This window comes from Acinetobacter sp. YH12046, from assembly GCF_013419905.1.
GTDB lineage: Bacteria > Pseudomonadota > Gammaproteobacteria > Pseudomonadales > Moraxellaceae > Acinetobacter.
The window spans coordinates 1-23,630 of the sequence record NZ_VOZF01000004.1 but is presented as its reverse complement, the minus strand read 5'-3'; the positions used below and the strand labels follow the sequence as shown (position 1 = coordinate 23,630).

At 42.3% G+C, this 23,630-nt stretch carries 26 protein-coding genes and 1 pseudogene; 12 read left to right on the top strand and 15 right to left on the bottom strand.

What is annotated here, in order from left to right; all coding sequences use genetic code 11:
* Nucleotides 1-76 precede the first annotated feature (76 nt).
* Entirely contained in the window at nucleotides 77-1,309 is a 1,233-nt protein-coding gene (serA, locus tag FTU03_RS04255) for a phosphoglycerate dehydrogenase (RefSeq protein ID WP_005233651.1), read from the bottom strand.
* A 354-nt stretch (nucleotides 1,310-1,663) separates the two neighbouring features.
* On the opposite strand from serA, the gene FTU03_RS04250 reads away from it, so the two are divergent.
* The 3 genes from FTU03_RS04250 (at nucleotide 1,664) to FTU03_RS04240 (ending at nucleotide 4,243) form a co-directional block, all read left to right on the top strand.
* Nucleotides 1,664-3,073 carry an FAD-binding oxidoreductase gene (locus FTU03_RS04250; protein ID WP_034704522.1) on the top strand — a complete coding sequence of 470 codons (1,410 nt, stop codon included), beginning with the start codon at nucleotides 1,664-1,666 and terminating at the stop codon, nucleotides 3,071-3,073.
* 142 nt (nucleotides 3,074-3,215) lie between these two features.
* Nucleotides 3,216-3,593: a hypothetical protein gene (locus FTU03_RS04245; protein WP_179992152.1), complete on the top strand. Its 378-nt coding sequence runs from the start codon at nucleotides 3,216-3,218 to the stop codon at nucleotides 3,591-3,593.
* Nucleotides 3,594-3,667: 74 nt separating this feature from the next.
* Nucleotides 3,668-4,243 (top strand): hypothetical protein, encoded by a 576-nt coding sequence (locus tag FTU03_RS04240; protein ID WP_179992151.1) that lies wholly within the window; start codon nucleotides 3,668-3,670, stop codon nucleotides 4,241-4,243.
* Here FTU03_RS04240 and FTU03_RS04235 read toward each other — a convergent pair.
* Nucleotides 4,234-5,202: an IS30 family transposase gene (locus FTU03_RS04235; RefSeq protein WP_257225564.1), complete on the bottom strand. Its 969-nt coding sequence runs from the start codon at nucleotides 5,200-5,202 to the stop codon at nucleotides 4,234-4,236. The genes FTU03_RS04240 and FTU03_RS04235 overlap by 10 nt on opposite strands.
* A 181-nt stretch (nucleotides 5,203-5,383) precedes the next feature.
* On the opposite strand from FTU03_RS04235, the gene FTU03_RS04230 reads away from it, so the two are divergent.
* Both FTU03_RS04230 and FTU03_RS04225 read left to right on the top strand, forming a co-directional pair.
* Nucleotides 5,384-5,797 (top strand): hypothetical protein, encoded by a 414-nt coding sequence (locus tag FTU03_RS04230; protein WP_179992149.1) that lies wholly within the window; start codon nucleotides 5,384-5,386, stop codon nucleotides 5,795-5,797.
* Between the two features lie 102 nt (nucleotides 5,798-5,899).
* Nucleotides 5,900-7,129: an MFS transporter gene (locus FTU03_RS04225; protein WP_179992148.1), complete on the top strand. Its 1,230-nt coding sequence runs from the start codon at nucleotides 5,900-5,902 to the stop codon at nucleotides 7,127-7,129.
* Between the two features lie 181 nt (nucleotides 7,130-7,310).
* On the opposite strand, the gene FTU03_RS04220 is transcribed toward FTU03_RS04225, so the two are convergent.
* From FTU03_RS04220 to FTU03_RS04200, 5 genes are all read right to left on the bottom strand, one after another.
* Complete coding sequence (locus FTU03_RS04220; RefSeq protein WP_004787034.1) at nucleotides 7,311-7,607, bottom strand: DUF3817 domain-containing protein; 297 nt, start codon at nucleotides 7,605-7,607, stop codon at nucleotides 7,311-7,313.
* A 127-nt stretch (nucleotides 7,608-7,734) separates the two neighbouring features.
* Nucleotides 7,735-9,837, bottom strand: a complete 2,103-nt coding sequence (yccS, locus tag FTU03_RS04215) for a YccS family putative transporter (protein ID WP_257225563.1) — start codon at nucleotides 9,835-9,837, stop codon at nucleotides 7,735-7,737.
* 205 nt (nucleotides 9,838-10,042) lie between these two features.
* Complete coding sequence (gene sodC, locus FTU03_RS04210; RefSeq protein WP_034701498.1) at nucleotides 10,043-10,585, bottom strand: superoxide dismutase family protein; 543 nt, start codon at nucleotides 10,583-10,585, stop codon at nucleotides 10,043-10,045.
* A 110-nt stretch (nucleotides 10,586-10,695) separates the two neighbouring features.
* On the bottom strand, nucleotides 10,696-11,844 hold the full coding sequence (locus FTU03_RS04205) for an AI-2E family transporter (protein ID WP_179992146.1): 1,149 nt from the start codon (nucleotides 11,842-11,844) through the stop codon (nucleotides 10,696-10,698).
* A gap of 132 nt (nucleotides 11,845-11,976) precedes the next feature.
* Entirely contained in the window at nucleotides 11,977-12,621 is a 645-nt protein-coding gene (locus FTU03_RS04200) for a ParA family protein (protein WP_179992145.1), read from the bottom strand.
* 123 nt (nucleotides 12,622-12,744) lie between these two features.
* Here FTU03_RS04200 and FTU03_RS04195 point away from each other — a divergent pair, with 123 nt between their 5' ends.
* Together FTU03_RS04195 and FTU03_RS04190 are read left to right on the top strand one after the other, a co-directional pair.
* The gene (locus FTU03_RS04195; protein WP_004787020.1) at nucleotides 12,745-13,212 is read left to right on the top strand and encodes a Holliday junction resolvase-like protein; all 468 of its coding nucleotides are present in this window, start codon (nucleotides 12,745-12,747) and stop codon (nucleotides 13,210-13,212) included.
* Between the two features lie 26 nt (nucleotides 13,213-13,238).
* The gene (locus FTU03_RS04190; RefSeq protein ID WP_179992144.1) at nucleotides 13,239-13,823 is read left to right on the top strand and encodes a hypothetical protein; all 585 of its coding nucleotides are present in this window, start codon (nucleotides 13,239-13,241) and stop codon (nucleotides 13,821-13,823) included.
* Here FTU03_RS04190 and FTU03_RS04185 read toward each other — a convergent pair.
* Nucleotides 13,820-14,446, bottom strand: a complete 627-nt coding sequence (locus FTU03_RS04185) for a class I SAM-dependent methyltransferase (protein ID WP_179992143.1) — start codon at nucleotides 14,444-14,446, stop codon at nucleotides 13,820-13,822. The genes FTU03_RS04190 and FTU03_RS04185 overlap by 4 nt on opposite strands.
* A 180-nt stretch (nucleotides 14,447-14,626) precedes the next feature.
* Between FTU03_RS04185 and FTU03_RS04180 the strand changes: the two genes are divergently transcribed.
* Nucleotides 14,627-15,190, top strand: a complete 564-nt coding sequence (locus FTU03_RS04180) for a hypothetical protein (RefSeq protein WP_004787012.1) — start codon at nucleotides 14,627-14,629, stop codon at nucleotides 15,188-15,190.
* Between the two features lie 223 nt (nucleotides 15,191-15,413).
* Here FTU03_RS04180 and FTU03_RS04175 read toward each other — a convergent pair whose 3' ends face one another.
* Nucleotides 15,414-15,746, bottom strand: a complete 333-nt coding sequence (locus tag FTU03_RS04175) for a HopJ type III effector protein (RefSeq protein ID WP_179992142.1) — start codon at nucleotides 15,744-15,746, stop codon at nucleotides 15,414-15,416.
* A gap of 165 nt (nucleotides 15,747-15,911) precedes the next feature.
* Here FTU03_RS04175 and crcB point away from each other — a divergent pair, with 165 nt between their 5' ends.
* Nucleotides 15,912-16,292 (top strand): fluoride efflux transporter CrcB, encoded by a 381-nt coding sequence (gene crcB / locus FTU03_RS04170; protein WP_179992141.1) that lies wholly within the window; start codon nucleotides 15,912-15,914, stop codon nucleotides 16,290-16,292.
* Between the two features lie 76 nt (nucleotides 16,293-16,368).
* Here crcB and FTU03_RS04165 read toward each other — a convergent pair whose 3' ends face one another.
* Both FTU03_RS04165 and FTU03_RS04160 read right to left on the bottom strand, forming a co-directional pair.
* Nucleotides 16,369-16,620, bottom strand: coding sequence for a type B 50S ribosomal protein L31 (locus FTU03_RS04165; RefSeq protein WP_179992140.1), 252 nt, complete (start codon nucleotides 16,618-16,620; stop codon nucleotides 16,369-16,371).
* A 97-nt stretch (nucleotides 16,621-16,717) separates the two neighbouring features.
* Entirely contained in the window at nucleotides 16,718-18,016 is a 1,299-nt protein-coding gene (locus tag FTU03_RS04160) for an AarF/ABC1/UbiB kinase family protein (RefSeq protein ID WP_179992139.1), read from the bottom strand.
* A 288-nt stretch (nucleotides 18,017-18,304) separates the two neighbouring features.
* On the opposite strand from FTU03_RS04160, the gene FTU03_RS04155 reads away from it, so the two are divergent.
* Complete coding sequence (locus FTU03_RS04155) at nucleotides 18,305-18,511, top strand: DUF1737 domain-containing protein (protein ID WP_034701512.1); 207 nt, start codon at nucleotides 18,305-18,307, stop codon at nucleotides 18,509-18,511.
* Nucleotides 18,512-18,542: 31 nt separating this feature from the next.
* Here the strand turns inward: FTU03_RS04155 and FTU03_RS04150 are convergent, their stop codons facing one another.
* Both FTU03_RS04150 and FTU03_RS04145 read right to left on the bottom strand, forming a co-directional pair.
* Nucleotides 18,543-19,901, bottom strand: coding sequence for an MATE family efflux transporter (locus FTU03_RS04150; protein ID WP_179992138.1), 1,359 nt, complete (start codon nucleotides 19,899-19,901; stop codon nucleotides 18,543-18,545).
* Between the two features lie 40 nt (nucleotides 19,902-19,941).
* A complete protein-coding gene (locus FTU03_RS04145) occupies nucleotides 19,942-20,400 on the bottom strand; it encodes a DMT family transporter (protein ID WP_004786999.1) in 459 nt (152 codons plus the stop codon).
* Nucleotides 20,401-20,526: 126 nt separating this feature from the next.
* Between FTU03_RS04145 and hemW the strand changes: the two genes are divergently transcribed.
* On the top strand, nucleotides 20,527-21,681 hold the full coding sequence (hemW, locus tag FTU03_RS04140; RefSeq protein WP_179992137.1) for a radical SAM family heme chaperone HemW: 1,155 nt from the start codon (nucleotides 20,527-20,529) through the stop codon (nucleotides 21,679-21,681).
* Between the two features lie 102 nt (nucleotides 21,682-21,783).
* Here hemW and FTU03_RS04135 read toward each other — a convergent pair whose 3' ends face one another.
* On the bottom strand, nucleotides 21,784-22,068 hold the full coding sequence (locus FTU03_RS04135; protein WP_179992136.1) for a hypothetical protein: 285 nt from the start codon (nucleotides 22,066-22,068) through the stop codon (nucleotides 21,784-21,786).
* 375 nt (nucleotides 22,069-22,443) lie between these two features.
* On the bottom strand, nucleotides 22,444-22,653 hold the full coding sequence (locus FTU03_RS04130) for a cold-shock protein (RefSeq protein ID WP_004786992.1): 210 nt from the start codon (nucleotides 22,651-22,653) through the stop codon (nucleotides 22,444-22,446).
* A gap of 423 nt (nucleotides 22,654-23,076) precedes the next feature.
* Between FTU03_RS04130 and FTU03_RS04125 the strand changes: the two are divergent.
* Nucleotides 23,077-23,630 (top strand): annotated as a pseudogene (locus tag FTU03_RS04125) (IS4-like element ISAbe18 family transposase); the annotation flags it as partial.

The following is a 23,630-nucleotide window of genomic DNA, read 5'->3' as shown; positions in this document are numbered from 1 at the left end:
GTAAGGCTTAAAAATAAAAACCTTTAAGCAATAAAAAAACCACAGCCCGAAGACTGTGGCTTTTTAAAAACCTGAATTAGAACAATACGCGAACGCGGATTGTACCTTCAAGGTTGTGTAGAGTATCGAGTGCTTCTTGAGATGCAGTTGCGTCTACATCCATCACCAGGTAACCCACATCGCCTTTGGTCATTAAAGTCTGACCAGAGATGTTGATGCCATGTTCAGCAAACAGGTTGTTGATCTTAGACAGCACACCCGGAATGTTTTTGTGGATGTGAAGCAGACGGTGTTTGCCTTCAGTTAATGGAAGCGCGATTTCTGGGAAGTTCACTGCAGAAAGCGTCATACCTTTATCTGAATAAGCTACAAATTTCTCAGCAACTTCCAGACCGATGTTCGCCTGAGCTTCCATAGTAGAACCGCCCACGTGTGGAGTCAGGATCACATTTGGAATGTTACGTAGTGGAGAAACGAATTCTTCACCGTTCGCTTTAGGCTCTTTAGGGAATACATCAACCGCAGCACCCGCAAGATGGCCAGATTTCAATGCTTCAGCCAGATCTTCGATCACCACACATGTACCACGTGCCGCATTGATGAAGATTGAGCCTTCTTTCATTTGCGCGAATTGTTCTTTGGTCATGAAGTTACGTGTAGACGGAACATCAGGAACGTGAATAGAAACAACATCAGCATTTGCAAGAAGTTCGCCCATTGTGCCGACCTGACGTGCATTACCCAGTGGTAATTTAGTCACTGTGTCGAAATAGATCACTTTCATACCCAGGCTTTCAGCAAGGACAGAAAGTTGTGAACCAATTGAACCGTAACCAACGATACCTAAAGTCTTACCACGAGTTTCGAACGAACCTACAGCAGATTTGTTCCAGCCGCCTGCATGTGTATCTGTAGATTTTTCAGGTACACGGCGAAGCAGAAGAATCGCTTCAGCAAGTACAAGTTCAGCAACCGAACGTGTATTTGAATACGGTGCGTTGAATACCGGAATACCGCGACGCATTGCTGCATCCAGGTTCACCTGGTTAGTACCGATACAGAAACAACCTACCGCGATCAGTTTGTTCGCAGCTTCAAACACTTCTTCAGTGAGCTGAGTACGGGAACGGATACCAATGAAGTGTGCATCTTTAATCGCTTCTTTCAGTGCTTCACCCTCAAGCGCTGTTTTGCGATAGTCGATATTGGTATATCCAGCTGCATTCAATGTGTCGATTGCGTTCTGGTGAACGCCTTCTAACAATAGAAAACGGATTTTATCTTTAGGTAGAGATAGATGTTGGCTCATTACGGCTCCGCTACAAAGGCCAAATTTAGTCGCCGTATAATAGCACAGGAATGGGGCGGTTATACATTTCCTTGATGACTACAATATCAGCTATTTTTGCAAGTGATAGTAGTGAAAATGATAGAACTGGTTGAGTTAAACTATCATTTTCAAAGGTATATTATCAAAATTGTCATTTTTTAAGGGAAAGCCCTAAAAATAGCTTATAATATTGCGCCATGCTGTTTAAGCTGCCAGTTTTGGTGCTTTAATCATCATGTTTCGCCTGCTTTGTATACAGGTTTTAATGCCTGAAAAATATACAAATAAACTGGCGAGGTCTCTCTTGTTTAATTCATGCTAGGTCTGCAAACGATGAATGCTCCAGTCGCTTTAACCCCAGAGTTATTGACCCAATTGACTGCAATTGTGGGTGAAAACCGTATTAAAACTGATGCGGACAGCCTCCAGAATTGGGGTCGTGATCATACCAAACACTTTGATCCAAACCCATCGGTCATCGTTTTCCCATCTTCGACTGAACAGGTTCAAGCAATTGTGAAGCTTGCCAATCAGTTCAATGTTGCAGTGACTCCATCAGGTGGTCGTACTGGTCTTTCTGCAGGTGCTGTCGCTGCGAATGGCGAGATTGTGGTAAGCATGGACAAGATGAACCAGATTCTGGAATTCTTCCCGGCAGACCGTATGGTGCGCGTACAGGCAGGTGTGGTGACTGAACAGCTGCAAAACTATGCTGAAGAGCAGGGCATGTACTATCCGGTTGATTTTGCCTCTTCTGGTTCAAGCCAGATCGGCGGGAACATCGGCACCAATGCCGGCGGGATTAAAGTGATCAAATACGGCATGACCCGTAACTGGGTGCTTGGCCTGACTGTGGTGACTGGTAAAGGTGATGTACTGCGTCTAAACAAAGGCATGATTAAGAACGCAACGGGTTATGCACTACAACACCTGTTCATCGGTGGTGAAGGTACTTTAGGTTTAGTCACTGAAGCAGAAATCAAGCTGGAACGTCAGCCACAAGACCTGCAAGTGCTGGTACTGGGTGTACCTGATTTTGATGCGATCATGCCAGTATTACATGCCTTCCAGGCAAAAATCGACCTGACTGCATTTGAGTTCTTCGGTGAGCTGGCGATGCAAAAAGTATTGGCCAATGGTCACGTACAGCGTCCATTTGAAACTGAATGTCCCTTCTATGTATTGCTTGAGTTTGAAGCGCCGTTTGAGCCGATTATGGACAAGGCGATGGAAATCTTCGAGCACTGTATGGAACAGGGTTGGGTGCTGGATGGCGTGATGAGCCAAAGTCTTGAGCAAGTACACAGCTTATGGCGTCTGCGTGAAGACATTTCTGAGTCGATTGCTCCATTTATTCCATACAAAAATGACATCTCTGTACTGATCACTCACGTACCGGCATTCATTAAAGAAATCGATGCGATCGTGAATGAAAACTACCCAGATTTCGAAATCTGCTGGTTCGGTCATATCGGTGACGGTAACCTGCACTTGAATATCCTGAAACCGGCTGACCTGACCAAAGATGAATTCTTTGCGAAATGCCAAGTCGTGAACAAGTACGTATTTGATACTGTGAAAAAATATGACGGTTCAATTTCTGCGGAACATGGTGTGGGTATGACCAAGAAACCTTATCTTGAATACACCCGTTCAGCTGAAGAAATCGAATACATGAAAGCCTTGAAAAAAGTGTTCGATCCAAATGGCATCATGAACCCAGGCAAACTATTCGATCTTTAATCAGAATAGATTTACAAAAGCGCATCGAAAGGTGCGCTTTTTTTATTGCTCTGTAACTGGACTTACAGAGTCTAAATAGCGTTAAGCTGAAAAGCCCGGCATGATAATTTCTGCATAATAAAGATAATCTGGGTTAAACAATATGTTACGGTTATTGGCGGTTACAATTTTAGGTCTGGGTGTGATGACATCAGGTTGTACAACTACCCAGAAAGTGATTGCAAAAGTGCAGTCTTCTTCAGATACACCTTTGGATCAGGTGCTTAAAATGAGGCCTGACCTGCGTGAAGAACTGGCAACAGTCGAGATTCGTCAGTTCTTTAATCGTGTTGAGTCACCGACAGTTGGACAGGTGAAAGTAACTGAAACAGGTCTGATGGATGATTCGGTGAGATCGATTCAGACCATTTATCATTTTAGGAAAGAAGATAAAAACTGGAAAATGCACAATACGGAAAAGCTCTATCAGTGTGTACGAGGTTCAAATACCAAAACTTTCCAGAAAGCAGCATGTCCATAATAATGTTTGATCTTTAAACAAAACTTCGTTAAAAGCGTATCTTCAGGATGCGCTTTTTTGCTTTTTGGGGCGATATGAAAAACGATATTAATATAGAAACTGTGCTTAGTAATATAAGTTATGAACTACAAAAATTATTTGATTCTGCCCCATACAATACTTTTGATTACTTAGATTTAGTACAGCTTCTTATTCTCTATAGATTTGAGGAGTTTTCTAAACGGCTAGAACAGCATACCGATTTATTAGAGTCTTTACTAACTAGATTAAAATACGCGAATCCTCATTTCAATTTAGATGAAGTCTTTGAAGCAGAAAGAACTGCAAGAAAAGTATTAGGGGTATTTGATAGCCAGTATAAATTCGCTGATACTGATGAATTAGATTTCCCTTTAAATATAGATAAAGATAATTTAGAAAGAAGCTATAGAAAAATAAACAGACAACTATTTGATATACATAAAGAACAATTAAGAATTTCTTTTAATAATGAAGATGTTTTGAAATTACAGAGTGAAGCTAATCAATTAGTTGAAGAGTTAAGAGTAAAGAAGTATTTATTAAATCAGGATATAGACGATAAAAATAATAGCTTAATTAAAAAATTATATGATGAAATTCATGAGGAAGAAGGGCGAATTCAAACATGAGGTGCGACAGTTTCAAAAGCCTTATGATAATCAACAAGCTGAGCAAATTTCTCTAATGGTGTAAGCCAATCTAACGCTTTTCTAGGACGAGTATTCAGTGACATGGCGACTTGATTTAAATAATGCTGATCTGCCTGATTTAAATCAATCCCTTTAGGTAAATATTGCCTAATTAAACCATTCATATTTTCGCATGTACCTTTCTGCCATGGCGAATGTGGGTCACAGAAATATACATCTATGCCTAAATCTTCTTCTAGGATTTTATGTTCTGACTTCTCACGTCCACGGTCATAGGTCAACGTTTTACGTAGTTCTGCAGGTAAATATTTCAGAGCTTCAGTTAAAGCCTTGCGCACTGATTCTGCCTTTGCATCAGGTAATGTTGCCAAGATACAGAGCCGTGTATTTCGTTCAATAAGTGTTGCTATCGAACTTTTATTGTCTTTACCTTTAATTAAATCGGCTTCCCAATGACCCGGTATTTTTCTTTCTTGAACTTCGGCTGGGCGCTCATGAATAGTTTTAATATCCTGTAATATAGAATCTTTTTTAGGTTCACCGTTAGCTTTTCGCTTTTTATTTTCATGACGCAGACAGGATAATAAGTCTTTTTTCAACTCACCCTTTGGTAATGCTCGTATAGTTGAATAAATCGTTGTATGGCTTACATTCATTGTTTGATCCAAATCAGGAAATGTCTTTAAACGCTTTGCTATTTGCTGAGGAGACCATAAACAACGGATCGCTTCAACAATAAATCTCCAGAGAATTGAGTCGATTTTGAGTTTTCTGTGACCGCGTCTACGTCTAGCGAAGGTGTTATCAGAAGCATATTGAGCTTGATAAACGTCATTGATGCTATTTCTTTTAAGCTCACGATAGATCGTACTAGGATGTCTTTTAATGAGTTCAGCAAATTTTCTGGCTGAAAAGCCTTCTTTTCTTGACTCAAGCATTAATGCAGTACGATCTTCAAAGTTAAGATGATGGTATGACAATTTTATATACTCCATAAACCCTTTAAATTAATTAGGTGGTTTATGTCGCACTTCAAGTTTTACTCTGCCAAGTTTCGATAGCAAACAAATATAGAAATTGGGCTTTAGGTATTTTGCAATTATTGGAACAATATTGATATTGGGTTTTCTTAACATCTCTATCCAAAATTGGAATCATTTAAGAGATAGTACCTATATTCATATTCCACTTGGTTGGGAAAGTCTAATCAAAACATTGATGCTTTTTAGCTTAACTACACCTGCTTGGTACTTAGCTCGTGAATCTTCTAAACATCGTAAAGTGGCATATAAAGCCAGAATGTTGGGAACTGAACTCGCTTCTTTCCCACTTTATGCCCGTGAATTTAAAGATGAGGATCGTTTAGAACTTCGGAAACATTTAGCAGATCGTTTCTTTGGACAGGAACTTTATAACGATTCGAAAGCTGATTCAAATTCTGATAATTCGTTGGAACAAGTCAAATTACTGACAGAGGCAAATAAAGTTTTAGCTGAATCTTTTAAAATGAAGAAATCGGTTGAGAACAGTTAAAGTTCAAAATACTTTAAATCCGATCTCTGCTAAAATTATTCTTCTCTATTTTAGATAAAGTTCGGTCTGCTATTAATGGGCAGACTGGCAATAACAACTCCCATGCAAAACGCCCAAACCCACAAACTGACCCGTGCCACACTGATGTTTCCTCTGGCACTGGTGCTGTTTGAATTCTCCGTCTATATCTGTAATGACCTGATCCAGCCGGCCATGTTGGCCATTACCCGTGATTTTGGCGTAAGCAGTTCCTGGGCACCATCTTCTATGTCCTTTTTCCTGTTAGGTGGGGCATTTGTTGCCGCAATTTTAGGACCCTTATCAGACCGATTAGGCCGTAAAAAAGTCCTGCTCGGTGGCGTAGCTTTTTTTGTAATCTGCTGTCTGGCGATTTTACTCACACCGAATATTCAAAGCTTTCTGTTCCTGCGCTTTTTACAAGGTTTTGGCTTGTCCTTTATTGCTGCTGTGGGTTATGCCGCGATTCAGGAAAGTTTTGAAGAACGCGATGCCATTAAAGTCATGGCACTTATGGCCAATGTCTCCTTGCTGGCACCACTTTTAGGGCCAGTAGTCGGTGCCTTTATGATTGACCATGTCTCATGGCACTGGGGTTTTATCGGCATTGCCTGTCTGGCATTTCTGAGCTGGTTTGGACTAAAAGCGAAGATGCCGAATCCGAATATCAGTATTCCCAAACAGCCACTCAGCTATATTATCGATGACTTTAAACAGGTCCTGAAAAATAAGCGTTTTGTGATTATGACCATGGCATTGCCACTGGTGAGCTTGCCATTGATGTTATGGATTGCCTTATCTCCCGTGATTCTGGTTGAAGAACTAGGCTTGAGCAGCATGCAATATGGCCTGGCTCAGTTTCCGGTATTGGGTGGCCTGATTCTGGGCAATATCATTCTGCTAAAACTTATCGACAAGATGCCGCTCGGTAAAACAGTGATGCTGGGTGTGCCATTGATGTTGTTTGGAACCATTTTGCTTTTAGTGGGAATGCTGATTTCGGATTATTTTCTGCATTGCCTGATTATCGGTACGACTTGTATCAGTCTGGGAGAGGGGATCAGCTTTTCGGTATTGTACCGTTTTGCCCTAATGTCTTCTGAAGTGTCTAAAGGCACGGTTGCGGCAACAGTATCCATCTTGATGATGCTGAGTTTCTTTATCGTGATTGAAGTGGTCAGAATTGCTTATGAAGCTTTTGATCTTTGGGCTTATTGCGGTGCCTCGTTTATTTTAATTGCGCTGTGGTTTAGCTTGCCACGTATGCAGCTGAAACAGGTGATGTTGGAAAGAAAAGGGCGAGGGGAGTTTTAAAAGAATTCCTTTCTCTTAAATATTTAATCGAATGAAGCTATTTACTTTATTTGCCTCAAATAAAAGTATTGAATGTTCTCTCTCCCTATGGGAGAGAGAGGGAAATATTAATAAAATAACCTTACCTTTGCGCAGCAGTGCTACTTGTATCTTGATTGATATAGTGATTAGAATCCAAAAGTTAAGCTTCAGCCGGCTGCTCCAACTTCTTTAATTTCATATCAAAGATAAATGGTCCAAACGGCAGAATCGACGCGATCAAGCCCAGAATAAACATACTCAGAGACCATTTCTGTTTTTCGCAGACCGCAAATAACACCACAAGAAAAAGCACGAAAAGAACGCCGTGACCCATGCCGATATATTTTACCAGAATCGGGTTATCCATCATGTACTTGACCGGCATGGCAATAAATAACAGCAGCAGAAATGAAATACCTTCAAGCAATCCAACCAGACGCAAAGTTTTAATATTCACGCGCGCTCACTCTTCTATGTTCTATTCAATCAGGCTTGAGTGTACCCAATCTACCAATTTAAGCAAAATGAAATTTATAGGATAAAATTAATTATTTTAAATACTTATATCCTAGTGCTCCGCTTGGTTATTTGATTTCAACAGCTAGTAATTGCTGTCTTAGAGACAATAATTCAGGCAAGGTTTCCAGTAACAGACTGATCTGTTTAAGCACCAGCAGCAGGTGGGTAGAAATATGTTCCTGCTGACTCAGTTGCCGGATTTCTGCCAATTGGCCTTGAATGTCCTGCTGCGGTACATTTTCAGGATTTGATAGGGCAGAGGTTAAAGTCTGCTGACAGGCAGAGAGCAGTTGCAGAATTTGCGGATCAGATACCTGTTCACGATGGCTACCCAATGCGGAAATATAACTGAGCTGACTGTGACTATAAACTAGATAATGAAAGGCATTGCGAATCAGCACCGGATCTGGATTTGGTTCGGTACTCAGACTGGAAATCATATTGGAAAGGTCAATCTGGGCATTGTGGGCCAAACGACGTGCTGTCCGATAAGCAATGCTGTTATTTTTGCCATGCTGATATTGCTCCAGAATAGCCAGTAAATAGTTCAGCGTCGCTTGGGAAGATTTTTTGATGTTGCTGGAAATATTACGGAAATTCCAGTCTGGCCAGATGCAGCTGACCGCCAGCCAGGCGATCAGACAGCCAATCAGGGTATCGATAATTCTCGGCAGAATGACTGCATAGCCAGCGCCTTTCAGATTAAAAATCAGCAGTACCACCAAGGTTGCCATCAATGTGGCCATAGCATATTTCTTGGAGCGCAAATAGAAAAAACCGACACCGAAAATAACCGTGAGCAGCAATTGGCCTTCAATACTCGGCACAAAATACAGGATCGGAATTCCCAGGATGACGCCGAGCAATGTACCTAAAGTCCGCAGTTTTAAACGGCTTTTGGTAGCGAAATAACTGATCTGGCATACAAACAGACTGGTCAGCAATATCCAGTAGCCATTTTTGGCAAAGGGTAATAGGGAAATGGCATAGCCAACCAGAAAGACCAAAGCGATCCGCACCGCATGGCGAAACAGCGCTGATTGTGGTCTCAAATGGGGTTTTAATTTCAGCCAGAAATCTGCGGGTCCACGCAGGTCATCATCAAACAGGCTGGAATCATCAAAATGCTTTGGATAATCTGGACGGTAAATGACTTGTCCATCCTGCAAATGTTGCAGCTGTTCATACACACTCAGCAGATTGCTCAGAATGAGCTGTAAGTTTTTCACTTCAATATTCTGGGGGTGCTGCGCAATCCAGTCCTGCATGGAAGCTTCTAATGCTTTGAGTGCCAGTTGATGCTGTTCAGGAAGCTGATAAGTTTCATTACGCAATACGCAAGCAGCCAACTGCTGGCAGGCAAGCGCCTGCAAGTGAATATTTTTCTGAATCCGAAAGATCAGATCGGTACGGCTAAAATGCTGGTGAATCTGCTCGTAATGCAGATAGTTGGCAGTTGCCTGCTCATGAATATCCTGAGTCAGAAAATAAAGATTCAGCCAGTAAATAGTTTTATGATTTAGGCGCGAGGCTTTGAGTCGGGTCAGTAAAGAATCTTTGGTGCGGTTAAAGCTTTCAATGACTTGGGTATTTTTTAAGGAAAGTTCATAAAGCAGCGGTTCGACATTATTCTGATTATCGGGATCAAATAATTTGGCTTTGGTCGATAGCAGTTCGGCCATCTGTTGTAGGTTGATGGACAGATTTTCCTGAACCTGTAAAGTTGGACGAATCAGATAAAATAGGATAGAAGTCAGGCCATACCACAGTACACCAACTACAAAATACAGCGGCTGTTCGTACCAGTGCGCATATTCTCCCAAGCCAAACATGGTGTAAATGGACAGCAATACAGTGCCAAATGAAATGGTGGCATAACGCTGTCCCAAAGCCCCCATTAAGATAAATACGGCACTAGAAAGTGATAGCCAGAGTGCAAACCAGACTTTATAGGAGTGCAGAAATTCCAGCATGCTACTGACTGCAAAAAACAGCAGCATGACCAGCCCCAGATTGCGCAGCCTTAAACTTAAACGGTCATCAAAATCGGTCAGGGCAGTAGCAATTGCCCCTAAAGTAACCGGAACAATCAAAGTCTCATAGCCGAGAAGTTTTAGACCAAAAGTCGTTCCTGAAAGCACAATAAACATCTGCAAACAGTAAGTCATCAAGGCACTGGACTGAAAAGGCAACAGGGCTTTTTTAAGTATGTGCTGAAGAGGATGCAATATGGAATCTGAGCTATTCACAAGAATATGATCCGTGGTATTTGACTGCCGGTTTTGAATGCAATTTAAGCGCCAATTTCAAAAGAAATATCTACTAAAAAACGGGCAAGAAGCCCGTTTTTGAATGCTAATAATCTGTAATAAATCAGATTACGCCACATGCAATACGTTCACCGCCACCGCCTAATGGCTGCGGTTCATCTGAATAGTTATCACCGCCTGCATGGACCATGATGGCACGACCCTGAACATCTGCCAGTTTCAGGCGTGGCGCAAGCAGAGTCACACGTGCTGTACCATCAGTGTTTACTTTAAGGGCTGGTAAGTCACCCAGATGACCCGTCATGGGTGTGCCATGATGAGGTGCCTGATTCGGGTTGTAGTGACTGCCGGCAGCAAGTGCAGCACCTGGTTTGCCATCTTTTTCACCCGGTGCACATGAACCATTTTCATGAATGTGGAAACCACGCTCACCCGCAGGAAGCTGTTTCAGATTAGTACGAATCACCAGGCCAGCCGGACTGTCACTCAATAATACGGTACCAATCGATTCACCGACGCCCTGTGCAGAGACAGCATTCAGGGTCACGGCTTTAACATTTTCAGTCGAAGTGGAGGTTGAAGCGCAACCGGTAAAAAGTGCGGCACTGACTGCGCACAAAGCTGTAAGTTTAAACAATGAAGACATAATTATCACACCTTGATCTTTATTCTGCTTTTCGGAATCTATTGAAACAGAGCAAGACCAAAAGCACTATGGAAAATCGGTACTTAAATGTTTTAATTTGTTTAAGCCAGTCAGTCTTGTGATTTCGGTGTCTTGTTGCGGCGCAGACGGAATTTTTTCTTCGGTTCAACCTCATGCGCCATAGTGGCTTTAGGCATCATCAAAAGTTCATTCAAGTTGCTTTCATGCAGCCATTCACGCCAGATGGCCAGTAGTACGGCCAGAATCACCGGTCCAATAAAGACACCGACCAGACCGAAACTGGCAATGCCACCTAAGACACCAAACATGATCAGCAGGAATGGAATTTGTGTTGCACCTGAAATGACCAGTGGACGAATCACATTATCTGCCGTACTCACAATACAGACACCCCAGATCATGACCCCTACGGCTTCAATGGTTTGACCTTGCGAGAACAGCCATAGCGAAACTGCACCATAAGCAACAGGAGGGCCAAAAGGAATTAAAGCAAAGATAAAGGTGATAATGGTCAGTACCATTGGGTTCGGTACGCCAGCCACAAAGTAGCTGATACCTGCCAGTAAAGACTGGGCAATCGCCGTTAAACCTACGCCATAGACCACCGCACGTGTAGTATCCGAAATTGTAGCCAGATAATGATGAATACGTGGACCGACTACCATTTCAAAGGCTTTACGCACCTGATTCAGAATGGTATGGCCATCACGATAAAAGAAGAATAACGACAGCACGGCAAAACACAGCTTGAAGACATTTTTACTGATTTCATTCAGCACAACTTTACCGTAATTCAGATGACCCTGAATCCAGACTGAAATGGTTTGTGCAATGCTATTTGGATCGGCATTAATCTCATTCAGGGTGCGGGTAATTTCCTTACCTACAAGTGGCAGGCCGCGAATAAAATCTGGAACGCTGAGATGACCTGAGAATACCTGTTTCTGCAATTCAAAATACAGGTTCCGGCCTTCGTGTTGCAGCATAAAAATGGCAAAGATAAAAGGCAAACCAAATACCAGAATCACACCCAGAATCATAATGGTCGCACTCAGTGTCGGCCGATTGCCACTCATTCTTAAGATCGACTGATACAGCGGCCAGGTCATGTACGCAATAATGGCTGCCCAAACTACAGGAATGATGAAATACTTGAGTATGTGAAAACTCAAAAAAATCAGAATGAAAAATAGTCCAAATAATAAGACTTTTTGTAGTGTAGGCGCGTACTGTTGCACTGAATTTAGAAGCTCATTTTTTTAGGTCGTGTCAGGCATATTAACTGAAAAAAAAGCGATCGAAAACGATAGTGCGGGAAGTAGTACGATTATTTTCCTTAGAATAAAAAGAAGAGGCTAAAAATAACAGAACTAGAACCATTGGCTTGGATCGTCAATAATGGCATTCAATAAAGGTTGCCATTGATCCTGTAATTCACGGTACATCTTCTGCTGTTTATCAAAAATAGACAGGCCTTGCATGGCCAGTCGGCTATAGGGTGCACGTTCAGAAATCCAGGTAACCGGTTGCTGATCAATTTTATTAAAGAATTGCTGAATGTCCTGATTACTGGCTGCATTAGGTTTGGTGCGGTTAGCGAGGAGCAGAATTTCAACCTTGCCTTTACGGATACGTTTAATATCCTGCAAATGTTTGAGAAAACGGCGCGTAGAATCAATATCAAAAAAAGAAGGCTGCAGCGGGATAATGATGGCATCCGCTTCACTAATTAGCTGTTCGGCATGATCTTCAGTCAGCGCTCCGGGTGCATCGATAATCAGATATTCCAGATTTTTAGGCGCATCCCCAATCGATTTGGCATTTCGCCAGTCCAGACTCTGAATCGGTGCGGCATCTTTTGGGCGATGTTTCAACCATTGCAAGGTCGATTTCTGGCTGTCCGCATCGGCCAGAGCAACTTTATAACCCTTTTGTGCCAGGGCAGCTGTCAGGCTAATCGCAGTAATGGTTTTACCACAGCCACCTTTCTGATTTGCAATTAAAATAGTTTTCATGACCCGGGATGATTTAATTCTGCTCCCGCCTAGCATATCATTCTTTGCAGGCTTACTGGATGGCAGACCTTTTCAACTTCAGTCGAAGGTAGGCAGCAAAATAAAGCAGATTAGGAAGATTGAATGTCCATTGGAATGGCTATGCTGATTGGTGCCTGTATTGGAGTGGTTTTAACTACCCTGATTCTGGGCCAGACGCGAAATGGTCGAATTAAAGCAGAATATGAACAATATATTGCCGAGCTGGAGCTGGAACATCAGCAAGCTTTAGTCGCTGCACAAAAACGCAGTGTAAATACCAGTCGCGCGGTACTCAAAGGCAAAATGGCCGAGCAGTTGGCACCGATCATGCCAGAGTTTCAATATCTACCTAGTGATGCCAAATTTTTAGGCGATCCGGTGGATTATGTAGTCTTTGATGGTTATACCGATTTTCGTGATGGTGAAGGACTGGCAGAAGATATTGAAGTGGTTTTGATTGATATTAAAAGTGGTGGTGCACGTCTGACCAAAGGCCAGATGGCAATTGCTCAAGCCATTCAGGAAGGGCGGGTACGTTTTGAGACCATCCGGATTGATTTTGAAGACTGAAGGACAGCAAGCTTCAACGCTACACTATGGATAAACTGATTATTGCCGCAGCACTGTTTGCGCTTGGACTATGGATCTGGTCGGAATACTTTCGGGCGATCCCGAATCTGGAGCAGGCCGGGGTACTCAAAAATTTTCAGGTAGAATCGATTGAGCCGCATCAGGCTGAATATCGCGTACTGGCTAAACAGTATTATGGGCCTGAGCGCCGTACCATTCATCCAGCCAGTCCGGTGGTGGGAAGTTTTAATGATCTGGCCTATGTCAGTAATATTGATCTGTTACTGGCAGTACCGGAAGTATCCAGTGCTGTATTTAAACCATTCAAGCTTGAGCAGGACAGGCGTTGTTTGAATATGACCGCTACAGACGCACAGGCCAATCCTGCGAACATTCAACCTCATTTGCTGAACCTGAGTGTGATTGCCGCCAGCGAAGCTGTTGCCAATAAGGTTCGCCGTTTAAAAGCAGATCAGCGGATCTGGCTGCAAGGTGACTGGGTACAGGTCAAATCAGCGACCAGCCAGCAAGAATTTCAGGTTGGAAAAGGCAATCCAAGATCAGCCCAATGCCGTCTGTTCAGAATAACTGATTTAAAAGTGCTGGATTAAAGCGGTTTATGTACTCGTGCCAGCAGCATACGCTGACCAATCTTTGGAATACCTTCGGCATCGATATAATGAACTTCATCCAGTTCAAACCCGGCCTCTAAAAGAGCGGTTTCAATATCCCGGTTAAGATGACAGCCATCTGCCACTTTCTTCTGAATCGGGGTGAGTAAATGCTGTAAGCGCTGAATGTTGAGATGCTCTCGGTTTAACACATGCTCAACCAGATGAAAATGGCCGCCTGGCTTCAGAACCCGGTAAATTTCATGCAGACTTTGGTGCAGATCTGGAATACTGCATAAGGTCCAGGTTGATACGATATTTTCCAGACTATTCTCTGCAAAAGGCAGGGCTTCTGCACGGGCCTGAATCTGTTCGACCGCAAAAGGGCTTTGACTGATACGCTGCTGAGCCAGTTTAAAAATGTCCGGGTTAGGTTCCAGCGCATAGACTTTATCGACGGCCTGATAAAAAGGCAGATTTAATCCTGTACCGAAGCCAATTTCCAGGACTTCACCTGTAATAGGCAATAATAATTCGCGGCGTAAATCCATCAGGGATGGGGTCTGCATGACCTGATTTAGCAGATGCGGAAAAATATGTTGTTGATAGAATTTATACAGCATGGTCGCATTCAAATTATTTTTAGACAGGCTTAGATTAACCGAAAATAATCAGATTAGCTAAAGCCCTCCGCTCACCAAAATTGATCAACTTGTTACTAATTTCAACTATTTATTCATTAAAAAAATCGTACTATCAAGCAAGATATTCTTGAAAAGATTTGATGGAATAAAGACAGAATTATGTTCAAACATCTTCGATACTATGCTTTGGCGGCCAGTCTTTTACTACCGCTTTATGGTCACACTTCTGTAGACCATAATGTTGCCAAAGGACTGCCACCGATGGCTAAAGACCAATCTATTTCAGTCTTGCAGCCGTTTAAAGGTGATTTCCGCATTCTGGGATCAAAAATTTATACCGACGATGAGCAGGCCAAGTTCTCTCCGATCGATTATGCGGTGAGTTGGGGGCTGTTTGCACAACCTGAAATTGCCCGGCACATTACAGTCAACCAGTATAACCGTTACCTGAACTGGAAAATGGATCGCGTGCCAGTGCCTATTGAACAGGCTAAACAGATGGTATCCAATATGCACATCATCCCTGCCAATCCACAAATTGCCAAAGCAATTAAACAGGTAAAACGGGGTGACCTGGTGCGTTTGCAAGGGGAACTGGTGGAAGTACGTGATAAAGACCTCGTCTGGAAATCCTCTTTAACTCCAACCGATACCGGTGATGGCGCTTGTGAAGTGTTTCGGGTCAGCTCAATCAAGTGGATTGAGAAAGTGGGTAAAGGTTAAAACTGGAAAACTTATGGCTTTCTGAAAGGGTCGCTTGGAGTGCTTCAGGGTGACCAGGCTTTATTGATATTTAATTTATTTTTAGCCTTATAGTTTTTCATTTTTAAAGTGAACTACTTCTTCCAAAAAATAATTTTAATCTTAAATATGAATGTCATTTTGTTCTGTTATTTTGATATAAAAAACCGCCAGAAATAGGCGGTTTTTTATTTTAAAGACATGCTTATTTGGCAACCAGTGCTTCACTTTCAAAGGCAATGCCATCCCAGCCATTTTGCATGAACTGGCGGATATTCTGGTGATCCGTTGCTTCTGGTGTGGCCAGCACAGCCGCATAGTGTTCTGCAAACAGGCTCAAGGTTTGTGCCTGATCCAAACCATTCAGTTTGGCAAATGAAAATACTTTGGCACTGCCTTGGTTTTCAGTGGCAGCATTAGCCTGTTGGCCATTTTTAAAAGCAGTAGGTGTATGAGCATAGTGCGCATCGATATATGCAATCACATCTGCAAATTTAGCTTCGCCCGCAGCCAATTGAGCCAGTAATTCCTGAGCCATGTGAATTCCCTCTAACTTAAATCAATTTGAATGGCGTCGAATATACCAATTTTTTGGCAAAGGTCCATGTTCATTCTGCAATTTTAGGTGCATGATGTTATTCATTATTCTCGTCCCACATGGTGGCTGAGAAAAGGTTTAAGATCGAATAAAGACGGAGTAGACATGAACTGGCTTTTGGTGGCAATGGGCGGGGCAATCGGGGCAACACTGCGTTATGGAACAGGAATGTTGATTGCCAAGCCACAGATGCTATTTCCGTGGCCGACTTGGTGGATCAATATTATAGGCTGTCTGTGTGCCGGAATTTTCTTTGCCTTTAGCCAGAAATATAGTTTCCTGCAAACTGAAGCACGGCTATTTTTGATGGTAGGCATCTTGGGCGGCTTTACGACTTTTTCCAGTTTTGGACTAGAAACCTTTCAGCTGCTTAAGCAGGGTGCAGTCACGATTGCCCTCAGTTATGTGATCTCTAGTGTGATTGTCGGAGTATTGATGCTGGGTGTGGGCTTTTATTTCACTCAGCTGGCTTTGGCGCAGGCATAAAAAAGTCAGGAAATTGGAGGTAATTTCCTGACATAAACCACGATTTAAATTGAGAGAAAAATCGGAGGTTTTAAGTTTAACCACGTTTAAAACGGGCAAAACGTTTGTTAAAGCTCGCTACGCGACCTTCATTACTGGTTTGACGTTGCTCACCGGTATAGAACGGATGTGAAGCACTCGAAATATCCAAGGTGACATAAGGATAAGTCTTACCTTTATATTCCTTGGTCTGGCTAGAAGTCATGGTGCTGCCAATCACGAAGTAGGCATCAGCATTGGTGTCATGAAATAAAACTTCTCGATATTCGGGATGAATGTCTGGACGCATCGTAATATTCCTCTTGTAATTTAAGAGTAATGTTATAATGTAACATTTGATATTTCAAGTGAAGTAGGGTTACAGCTTGTAAGCTTATTACTGTAACCTAACTGCGACTTGGCACAATTTCCTCAAATACATCACTCAAATCATCATGTACTTTCAAATGAATCAGGTTCCAGTATTGTCCGGAAATAGTACGGTTTACCATCAGGGTATCTGGCGAAGGTTTGAATACATCCCAATATTTCAGAGAAGGTTTGAGCAATTCCATTCCATCATGATGTGCTGAGTTTTCAGCAAAATCATAATTGGTAGTTAAAGGACGCATCAGCACTTCTAGCCATTGCTCATACAGATCGGCCGGGAATTTTCCGGTTTCTGTCAGGGTATGCAAGGCATCCAGTTGCTGTTCAATGGTCGAAATATCCTTGTCACGGGCTGCATGGATCAGTTCCTTGAAATGAGTAATGATCTCGGTAGAAAGCGTTTTAACACCGCCGTAATCGTAAATAATCACCGAGCCATCTTCACGGAAGGCAAAGTTCCCTGGATGCGGATCACAATGGAAACGTTTCAGATAGAAAATTTCCTGACCAATCGCACGGAATAAACGGCGGCCTAGGGCATTACGGGTTTCTAGCGGCCATTGGCTGGCTGTTTCCATACTTTCACCCTGTTCCAAGCTTAGGGTCAGAATATGGCGGGAAGAATATTCACTAAATACTTTCGGAATCACAATTTGGTGATCGAGCGATTCATGAAAGGCACGCGCCACTTCTAGGTTCTGTGCCTCAATTTCATAATTGAGTTCATTGTCTAGACTATGCTGGATTTCCTTAAAGAGTTGATCCTGCAATTTGCGGTCAATTTTCAGTACACCCATTAAACGTAAAGCCAGACGAACCTGTTTCAGGTCACTTTCACAGGCTTCTTCCACTCCCGGATATTGCACCTTGACCACAACCTGCTGACCATCGGGTAGAGTCGCTTTATGTACCTGTCCGATTGAGGCTGCAGCAAAAGGCTGCTCATCAAACTGCTGGAATAGGTCCTGCAAAGATTTTCCCAATTCTTTTTCGACCTGAGACTGAATCTCTTTAAATGGCATCGGTGGAGCCTGACGCTGCAATTTGGAGATGGCTCGAGCAACTTCAGGCGGAAAAATATCTTTATATTGCGAGGCAATCTGGCCGACTTTCATCACCGCACCTTTCATTTCCCCCAAGGTATCAGCAATCTGTACTCCAATATCCTGAAATAATTTACTGCGTGCAACATTTTTCTGCTCTTCATCCGCAGTTAAATTTTTAATCGAATTGGATAGGGTTTTACTTGCAATACTTGCGGTCATTCCAGCCAATTTCATAAAGCGGCGACCAGGCGTTCGAGCCGTTTTTGCCATGCGAGATTCCTCAAAATCACCATTTTTATGGGTGTATTTGATCATAGGTGACAAACTATAAATTGCCTATATTTAATTGTAGATGTTATGTTGCAAAGCTTCTCAAAGTATTCATATTTGCTTGATATTGTTCACTTGATTTATGCAATTTTTAAACCATCTTGTCGTCTGTACGGCAGTTTTTAAATCAATTATTTAATTATTCTGAAGAGAGCAAAGCATGGTTTTTAAGTTCCTTTCTATGAGGAAAGGCTTAAAATAATGGCATCTCAAGATCAAGAAATTTCAATGAAAGTCTATCGATATTTTACTGGCAAAGATGATGTGAATTTTTGTGCCCGTGTGACCAAGGCACTCAATGAAGGCTATGAGCTTTATGGTGCACCGACCATGACCTTTAATGGAACAGATGTGATTGTGGGGCAGGTAGTAATTAAGGAAGTGGCAGATGAGTCGGAAATTCCACAGGGATTGAAAGATGCATTAAATCAGTAATTCAATGCATCTTTTTTAAATAATAAGAGGATTAGGCACGCTGGCTTAAACGTTTGTTATTGCCATAAAGCCGTGCCAGCAACAGGACACAAGCCACACTGAGACCGACAATCAGTCCGACCCAGACACCTGCCGCCCCCATATCGCCAAAACGGGACAAATAAACTCCAACCGGGAAGGCAATCACCCAGTAAGCAATCATGGTGATCCACATCGGGCCTTTGGTATCCTGCATACCGCGTAAGCAACCTGCAGCACTGATCTGCCAGGCATCCATCAGCTGATAGGCCACTGCAAAGAGCACCAGATAAAGTGCAATCTGGGTCACCATAGGATCAGAGGTATAAAGCGCTACGATTTCACTACGGAACACCCAGAGTAATAACATGATGAGCAGAGCCAAAATCGTCGCGGTCATCAGACCTAAGCCTTGCACTCTACGCATGGCATCCCAGTTCTGTTCACCATAATAAGTTCCCACCCGAATGGTTAGTGCAATGGCGAGAGACATCGGAATCATGAACAGCTGTGAGGTAACAGAAATAGCAATCTGGTGAGCGGCCACAATGGTTTCACCCAATGGGCTCAAGACTATCGCTGCGGTACTAAAAATACTCACTTCAAAGAAAATTGCCAGTCCGATCGGAAAGCCCAGCTTTAAAATCCGTTTCAGCCAATATCCGTTCAGCTTTTCCCAGTGACTAAATGGCTGACTGCTTTGATAGACCCGATTTTTAAAAATATACAGTGCCAGACTCATTAACATGAGCCATTGCAGAATTGCTGTGGCAAAACCACAACCGGCACTGCCCAGTGCCGGAATAGGGCCAACTCCATACATAAAAATGAAGTTTAATGGAACCAAAAGCAGTAGCGCCATGAGGCTAATAGCAGTGACCGGACGTGGATAACCAATGGCTTCAGAATAACCACGTAAAGCCGCATACATGGTCACAGCAGGCATACCAAAGCCGATGGCATGTAGGAACAGACCAGCCTTAGGTTGCAAGCTTTCTGGGACACCTAGTAAAGGTAAAGAGAGGGGCAAAACTTGTAAAACCAGACCCGCAATCACCCCAAGGATGAATGCGACCCATAATGATTGTCGCGCAATTGTGGCAATTTTCTCAGGTGTACGTGCACCTTTAGCTTCAGCGACTAGAGGCGTGGTGGCGATCATGATGCCACTGAAGAGTAGCATGACTGGAATCCAGAGGCCGACACCAACCGCAATCGCTGCCAGATCAGTTGGTGAGAGACGCCCGGCCATAATGGTATCAATCAGGCCCAAACCTGCCTGAGAGAATTGTGTGACCATAATGGGCAACATCAGATGGAACAGCTGTTTTAATTCATAACGACGGGTTGTGGCTGTCAAAACATTCGACACAAAAATTACTCATTAGTGATCATGTGCTTAGAGATAAGGTTTAGCGTTGTAAAGTGAGAAGCACACCAATAAAAATCACCACGCCACCTAAAAGACGTTGCCAGTTCACCGGCATTTTTTCATTGCCCAGCAGACCAAACTGATCGACGATCATGGACATCACCATCTGACCAAAAATAATCATTCCGGTCAGTGTCAGGAAGCCCATTTTAGGTGCAGCATAAATGCTCATGCTGATCGCATAAACACCCAAAAAACCACCTAACCAGAGATACCAGGGAATTGCCATCAGCTCCTGTAAGCCTGGTTTGGGATGTGACTGAAACAGCACGATGCCGGCAAGTACTATTGTACCAATCAAAAAGGAAAAAAATGCAGCTTGAATAGGAGAATATAAATATTCTTTTAATTGGGTATTAATAGCCGTCTGTAAGGTCAGCAAGACCCCGATTGCAAAGACCAAAGGCAATAAAATAAGGAGCTGGGAGGATATTTTCATAATTTTAACTATCTAATTCTATTTAAATTTTTAAGCATTAGGTGATGGCGATTTTAATTTTAGCAGTGTTGTTGCCGAGTCATGTTAAAATTACGCTAGATCTTGTAGTTGTTTTTGAGTAGTTCTTTGGCTGAATTGAATCCTGCACTTATTCCCTTATCCCTGTATATCCATATGCCGTGGTGCGTACGTAAATGTCCGTATTGTGACTTTAACTCGCATGCCGTGCCTGATGGGGAATTGTCTCTCGAGCTGGAGCGGGAATATCTGCATGCGCTGGTAGAGGACTTTAAAACTCAGGTTGATTTTGCCCAAGGCCGTTCGATTCATAGTGTATTTATCGGTGGGGGAACGCCATCACTGATCTCTGCTGCAGGTTATCAGTGGCTGTTTACCGAACTGAAAGCACTGATTCCTTTTGAAGAAAATTGTGAAATCACGCTGGAAGCCAATCCAGGTACAGTGGAGCATGATCCATTTGCTGGCTATTTAGCAGCTGGTATTAATCGTCTGTCGATTGGCGTGCAAAGTTTTAATACCGAGCATCTGAAAAAGCTGGGCCGAATCCATAGCAATGAAGATGCGATCTCGGCGATTGGCCTGGCGCGTGATGCTGGTTTTCAACGGATTAATGTGGATTTGATGCATGGCTTACCTGAACAGACACTAGAGCAGGCACTCAATGACCTGAAACTGGCAGTCGAGAATGGTGCTACGCATATTTCCTGGTATCAGTTAACTATTGAGCCGAATACTGTGTTTTTCCGTACTCAGCCGATTTTACCGGTCGATGAAGTACTGGAAGAGATTCAGGAACAGGGCGAGGCCTATTTAAAAGCCAATGGCTTTATCAATTATGAAGTCTCTGCCTGGCGTAAAGAATTACCCTCGGCACATAACCTGAATTACTGGCAATTTGGTGATTATCTGGCCATTGGAGCAGGGGCGCATGGCAAAGTGACTCAACCGGATGGTGTTTACCGTTTCCAGAAAACCCGTTTGCCTAAAGACTATTTAGCCAAAGTGCCAGCCGAACATTTGCAGTTTAAGCGCATCGAAGCGGCAGATATGCCGTTTGAATTTATGATGAATGCCTTACGTTTAAATGATGGTGTGGAAGCGAAGCTTTATCTTGAACGAACAGGCTATAGTCTGGATACACTGAATGAATTGATGACTTCATTGCGCCAACGTCAATTAATGGTAGAAGATACAGAACGTCTGGCATGTACTGAGCAAGGTCACATCTTTTTAAACTCTGTGCTGGAAGAGTTTCTTTAATTGCCTAATCTATCCGAATAATTAATTCAGTTTAAAAAGAAAAAGCCCGATGAGTTACATCGGGCTTTTTCTTCTCTCTACTATGCGTTTAAGCCATTCGGATTAACGATACTTAGGCGGTAACTTGTGATGCGGGCCATTGTGATGGTTTTTGTTGAAGAAGCCCTTATGGTCTTTCTTGCCAAATTTATCATGACGATCATGCTGGTTAAAATGCGCTTTAGGAGGTGCTTTATGGAAACCACCTCTATGCGGCATTGGTTTCTTATCAAAATGATGCGCTGATGGCGTTGGATGACGATGATCCGGTCCAGGAGCCGCCATTGCTGACATGGTAGCTGTTGTTGCGATCAAACCAATCATTAGAGAAGAAACTAGTTTTTTCATGATCATACTCATATTTATTCAATGAGTTCATCATAGGAGTCAGTGATGTAGGGAAGATGGAGCCATAGACAACACTTTTGTAAATTTCAGGATTTTTTTAATTTTGTATTTAAGTTATTAATAAATAATAATTTTTATTAAATATTCTATATTTTTATGTGCAATTTTTGATTTTAAAATCATCAAAATTCTTCTCAGTTTCTTCATGTTTTAACATGACTAAAATCAGATGAAGAGATTTGGGACAAGATGATGAATGAAAAGCGAATATTTAATTATCTTTTAAATTTAATTAATTTATCTGGAAACTAAAATTAGCCAATTTAAGGTACAAAAAAAGCACTCTAATGAGTGCTTTTTTTCATCTTCGCAATATTAGATTGCAGTGATGTTAGTCGCTGTAGGACCTTTTTGGCCTTGAGCTACGCTGAAAGAAACCTTTTGGCCTTCAGCTAAAGTTTTGAAACCTGAACCTTGGATTTCGCTGAAGTGAGCGAAAACGTCTGGACCATTGTCTTGTTGAATGAAGCCAAAACCTTTAGTTTCGTTGAACCACTTTACTGTACCGGTAACTGTGTTAGACATAATATAACCTATTGAATCTTATGGATTTATAGTCAAAATTTCAGATGACTAGCTGTAACTTTGAAAAATAAAAAGGATGGAGCTTATTGATCTTTAAAACGAAGGTTTATGACTAAAACTGCGATACTTAAAAGAAGACTAACCAAAACAAGAATTTTTCTAGTTATCGCCATCATACCCTGTATTTATAGATATTCAAGTAAATTATATGGATTATTTAATAGACGTCTGAAAATTATAGATATAAATTTGTGTAGTTTGTGTACGCAGCAGATTTTTCTTTGTATCGAGTCATCATTTTGACATATGAAAAAGAGCGCCGTAGCCACTGCTGTCCCATAGTTTGCTTTAAATAAAAAAACCTGAGTCCTAACAGTTAAAATATGAGTGCAAACAAACACTTTAACGACCAGGATTCAGGTTTTGTCACATCAGAATACCGTATTTCATGAGCTAATTAAACCTGTTGTGCGACAGGATTTTGAACAACTTGCTAAAGTACACCATGTTGGACAGAAATTTAGAGCGGCTTCCCGGTGGGATCAGTTTATTGCCATATTGATGTCTCAATTCTCTTGTAGGCAAAGTCTGAGAGATATTCAATCCAATTTGGAGTGCCAACAGGAAAAGCTAAGTCATCTCGGAGCAAAGTCTATTCCCCGAAGCACGCTGGCACGAATCAATGAGCAGCAGCCTGCTGCCTTGTATCAACAGCTATTTTACAAGTTGCTTAAATACTATGACCACTCAAAAGTCGCTCATAAATTTCGCTTTAAGAATCCCTTGTATTCCTTGGATGCCAGTCATATTGACCTGTCGCTTTCCTTATGTGAATGGGCCAAAGTTCACGACTCAAAAGCCAGCATGAAACTCAGTATAGGATTGAATCACAGCAATGATATTCCTGAGTTTGTTGCAGTTGAAAATGGCAAAGAAAATGACATGGTACAAGGCCGCAAATTCCAGTTTCCTGCTGG

Bases quoted from the DNA above. Each gene is read 5' to 3' on its own strand.
- FTU03_RS04235 (WP_257225564.1), bottom strand. From the start codon at position 5,202: ATGCTTGAGTCAAGAAAAGAAGGCTTTTCAGCCAGAAAATTTGCTGAA.
- FTU03_RS04240 (WP_179992151.1), top strand. From the start codon at position 3,668: ATGAAAAACGATATTAATATAGAAACTGTGCTTAGTAATATAAGTTAT.
- FTU03_RS04200 (WP_179992145.1), bottom strand. From the start codon at position 12,621: ATGAAAACTATTTTAATTGCAAATCAGAAAGGTGGCTGTGGTAAAACC.
- FTU03_RS04245 (WP_179992152.1), top strand. From the start codon at position 3,216: ATGTTACGGTTATTGGCGGTTACAATTTTAGGTCTGGGTGTGATGACA.
- FTU03_RS04190 (WP_179992144.1), top strand. From the start codon at position 13,239: ATGGATAAACTGATTATTGCCGCAGCACTGTTTGCGCTTGGACTATGG.
- FTU03_RS04165 (WP_179992140.1), bottom strand. From the start codon at position 16,620: ATGCGTCCAGACATTCATCCCGAATATCGAGAAGTTTTATTTCATGAC.
- crcB (WP_179992141.1), top strand. From the start codon at position 15,912: ATGAACTGGCTTTTGGTGGCAATGGGCGGGGCAATCGGGGCAACACTG.
- FTU03_RS04250 (WP_034704522.1), top strand. From the start codon at position 1,664: ATGAATGCTCCAGTCGCTTTAACCCCAGAGTTATTGACCCAATTGACT.
- FTU03_RS04145 (WP_004786999.1), bottom strand. From the start codon at position 20,400: ATGAAAATATCCTCCCAGCTCCTTATTTTATTGCCTTTGGTCTTTGCA.
- FTU03_RS04225 (WP_179992148.1), top strand. From the start codon at position 5,900: ATGCAAAACGCCCAAACCCACAAACTGACCCGTGCCACACTGATGTTT.
- FTU03_RS04185 (WP_179992143.1), bottom strand. From the start codon at position 14,446: ATGCTGTATAAATTCTATCAACAACATATTTTTCCGCATCTGCTAAAT.
- serA (WP_005233651.1), bottom strand. From the start codon at position 1,309: ATGAGCCAACATCTATCTCTACCTAAAGATAAAATCCGTTTTCTATTG.
- FTU03_RS04195 (WP_004787020.1), top strand. From the start codon at position 12,745: ATGTCCATTGGAATGGCTATGCTGATTGGTGCCTGTATTGGAGTGGTT.
- yccS (WP_257225563.1), bottom strand. From the start codon at position 9,837: ATGACTTACTGTTTGCAGATGTTTATTGTGCTTTCAGGAACGACTTTT.
- FTU03_RS04155 (WP_034701512.1), top strand. From the start codon at position 18,305: ATGAAAGTCTATCGATATTTTACTGGCAAAGATGATGTGAATTTTTGT.
- FTU03_RS04180 (WP_004787012.1), top strand. From the start codon at position 14,627: ATGTTCAAACATCTTCGATACTATGCTTTGGCGGCCAGTCTTTTACTA.
- FTU03_RS04130 (WP_004786992.1), bottom strand. From the start codon at position 22,653: ATGTCTAACACAGTTACCGGTACAGTAAAGTGGTTCAACGAAACTAAA.
- sodC (WP_034701498.1), bottom strand. From the start codon at position 10,585: ATGTCTTCATTGTTTAAACTTACAGCTTTGTGCGCAGTCAGTGCCGCA.
- FTU03_RS04175 (WP_179992142.1), bottom strand. From the start codon at position 15,746: ATGGCTCAGGAATTACTGGCTCAATTGGCTGCGGGCGAAGCTAAATTT.
- FTU03_RS04160 (WP_179992139.1), bottom strand. From the start codon at position 18,016: ATGGCAAAAACGGCTCGAACGCCTGGTCGCCGCTTTATGAAATTGGCT.
- FTU03_RS04135 (WP_179992136.1), bottom strand. From the start codon at position 22,068: ATGAAAAAACTAGTTTCTTCTCTAATGATTGGTTTGATCGCAACAACA.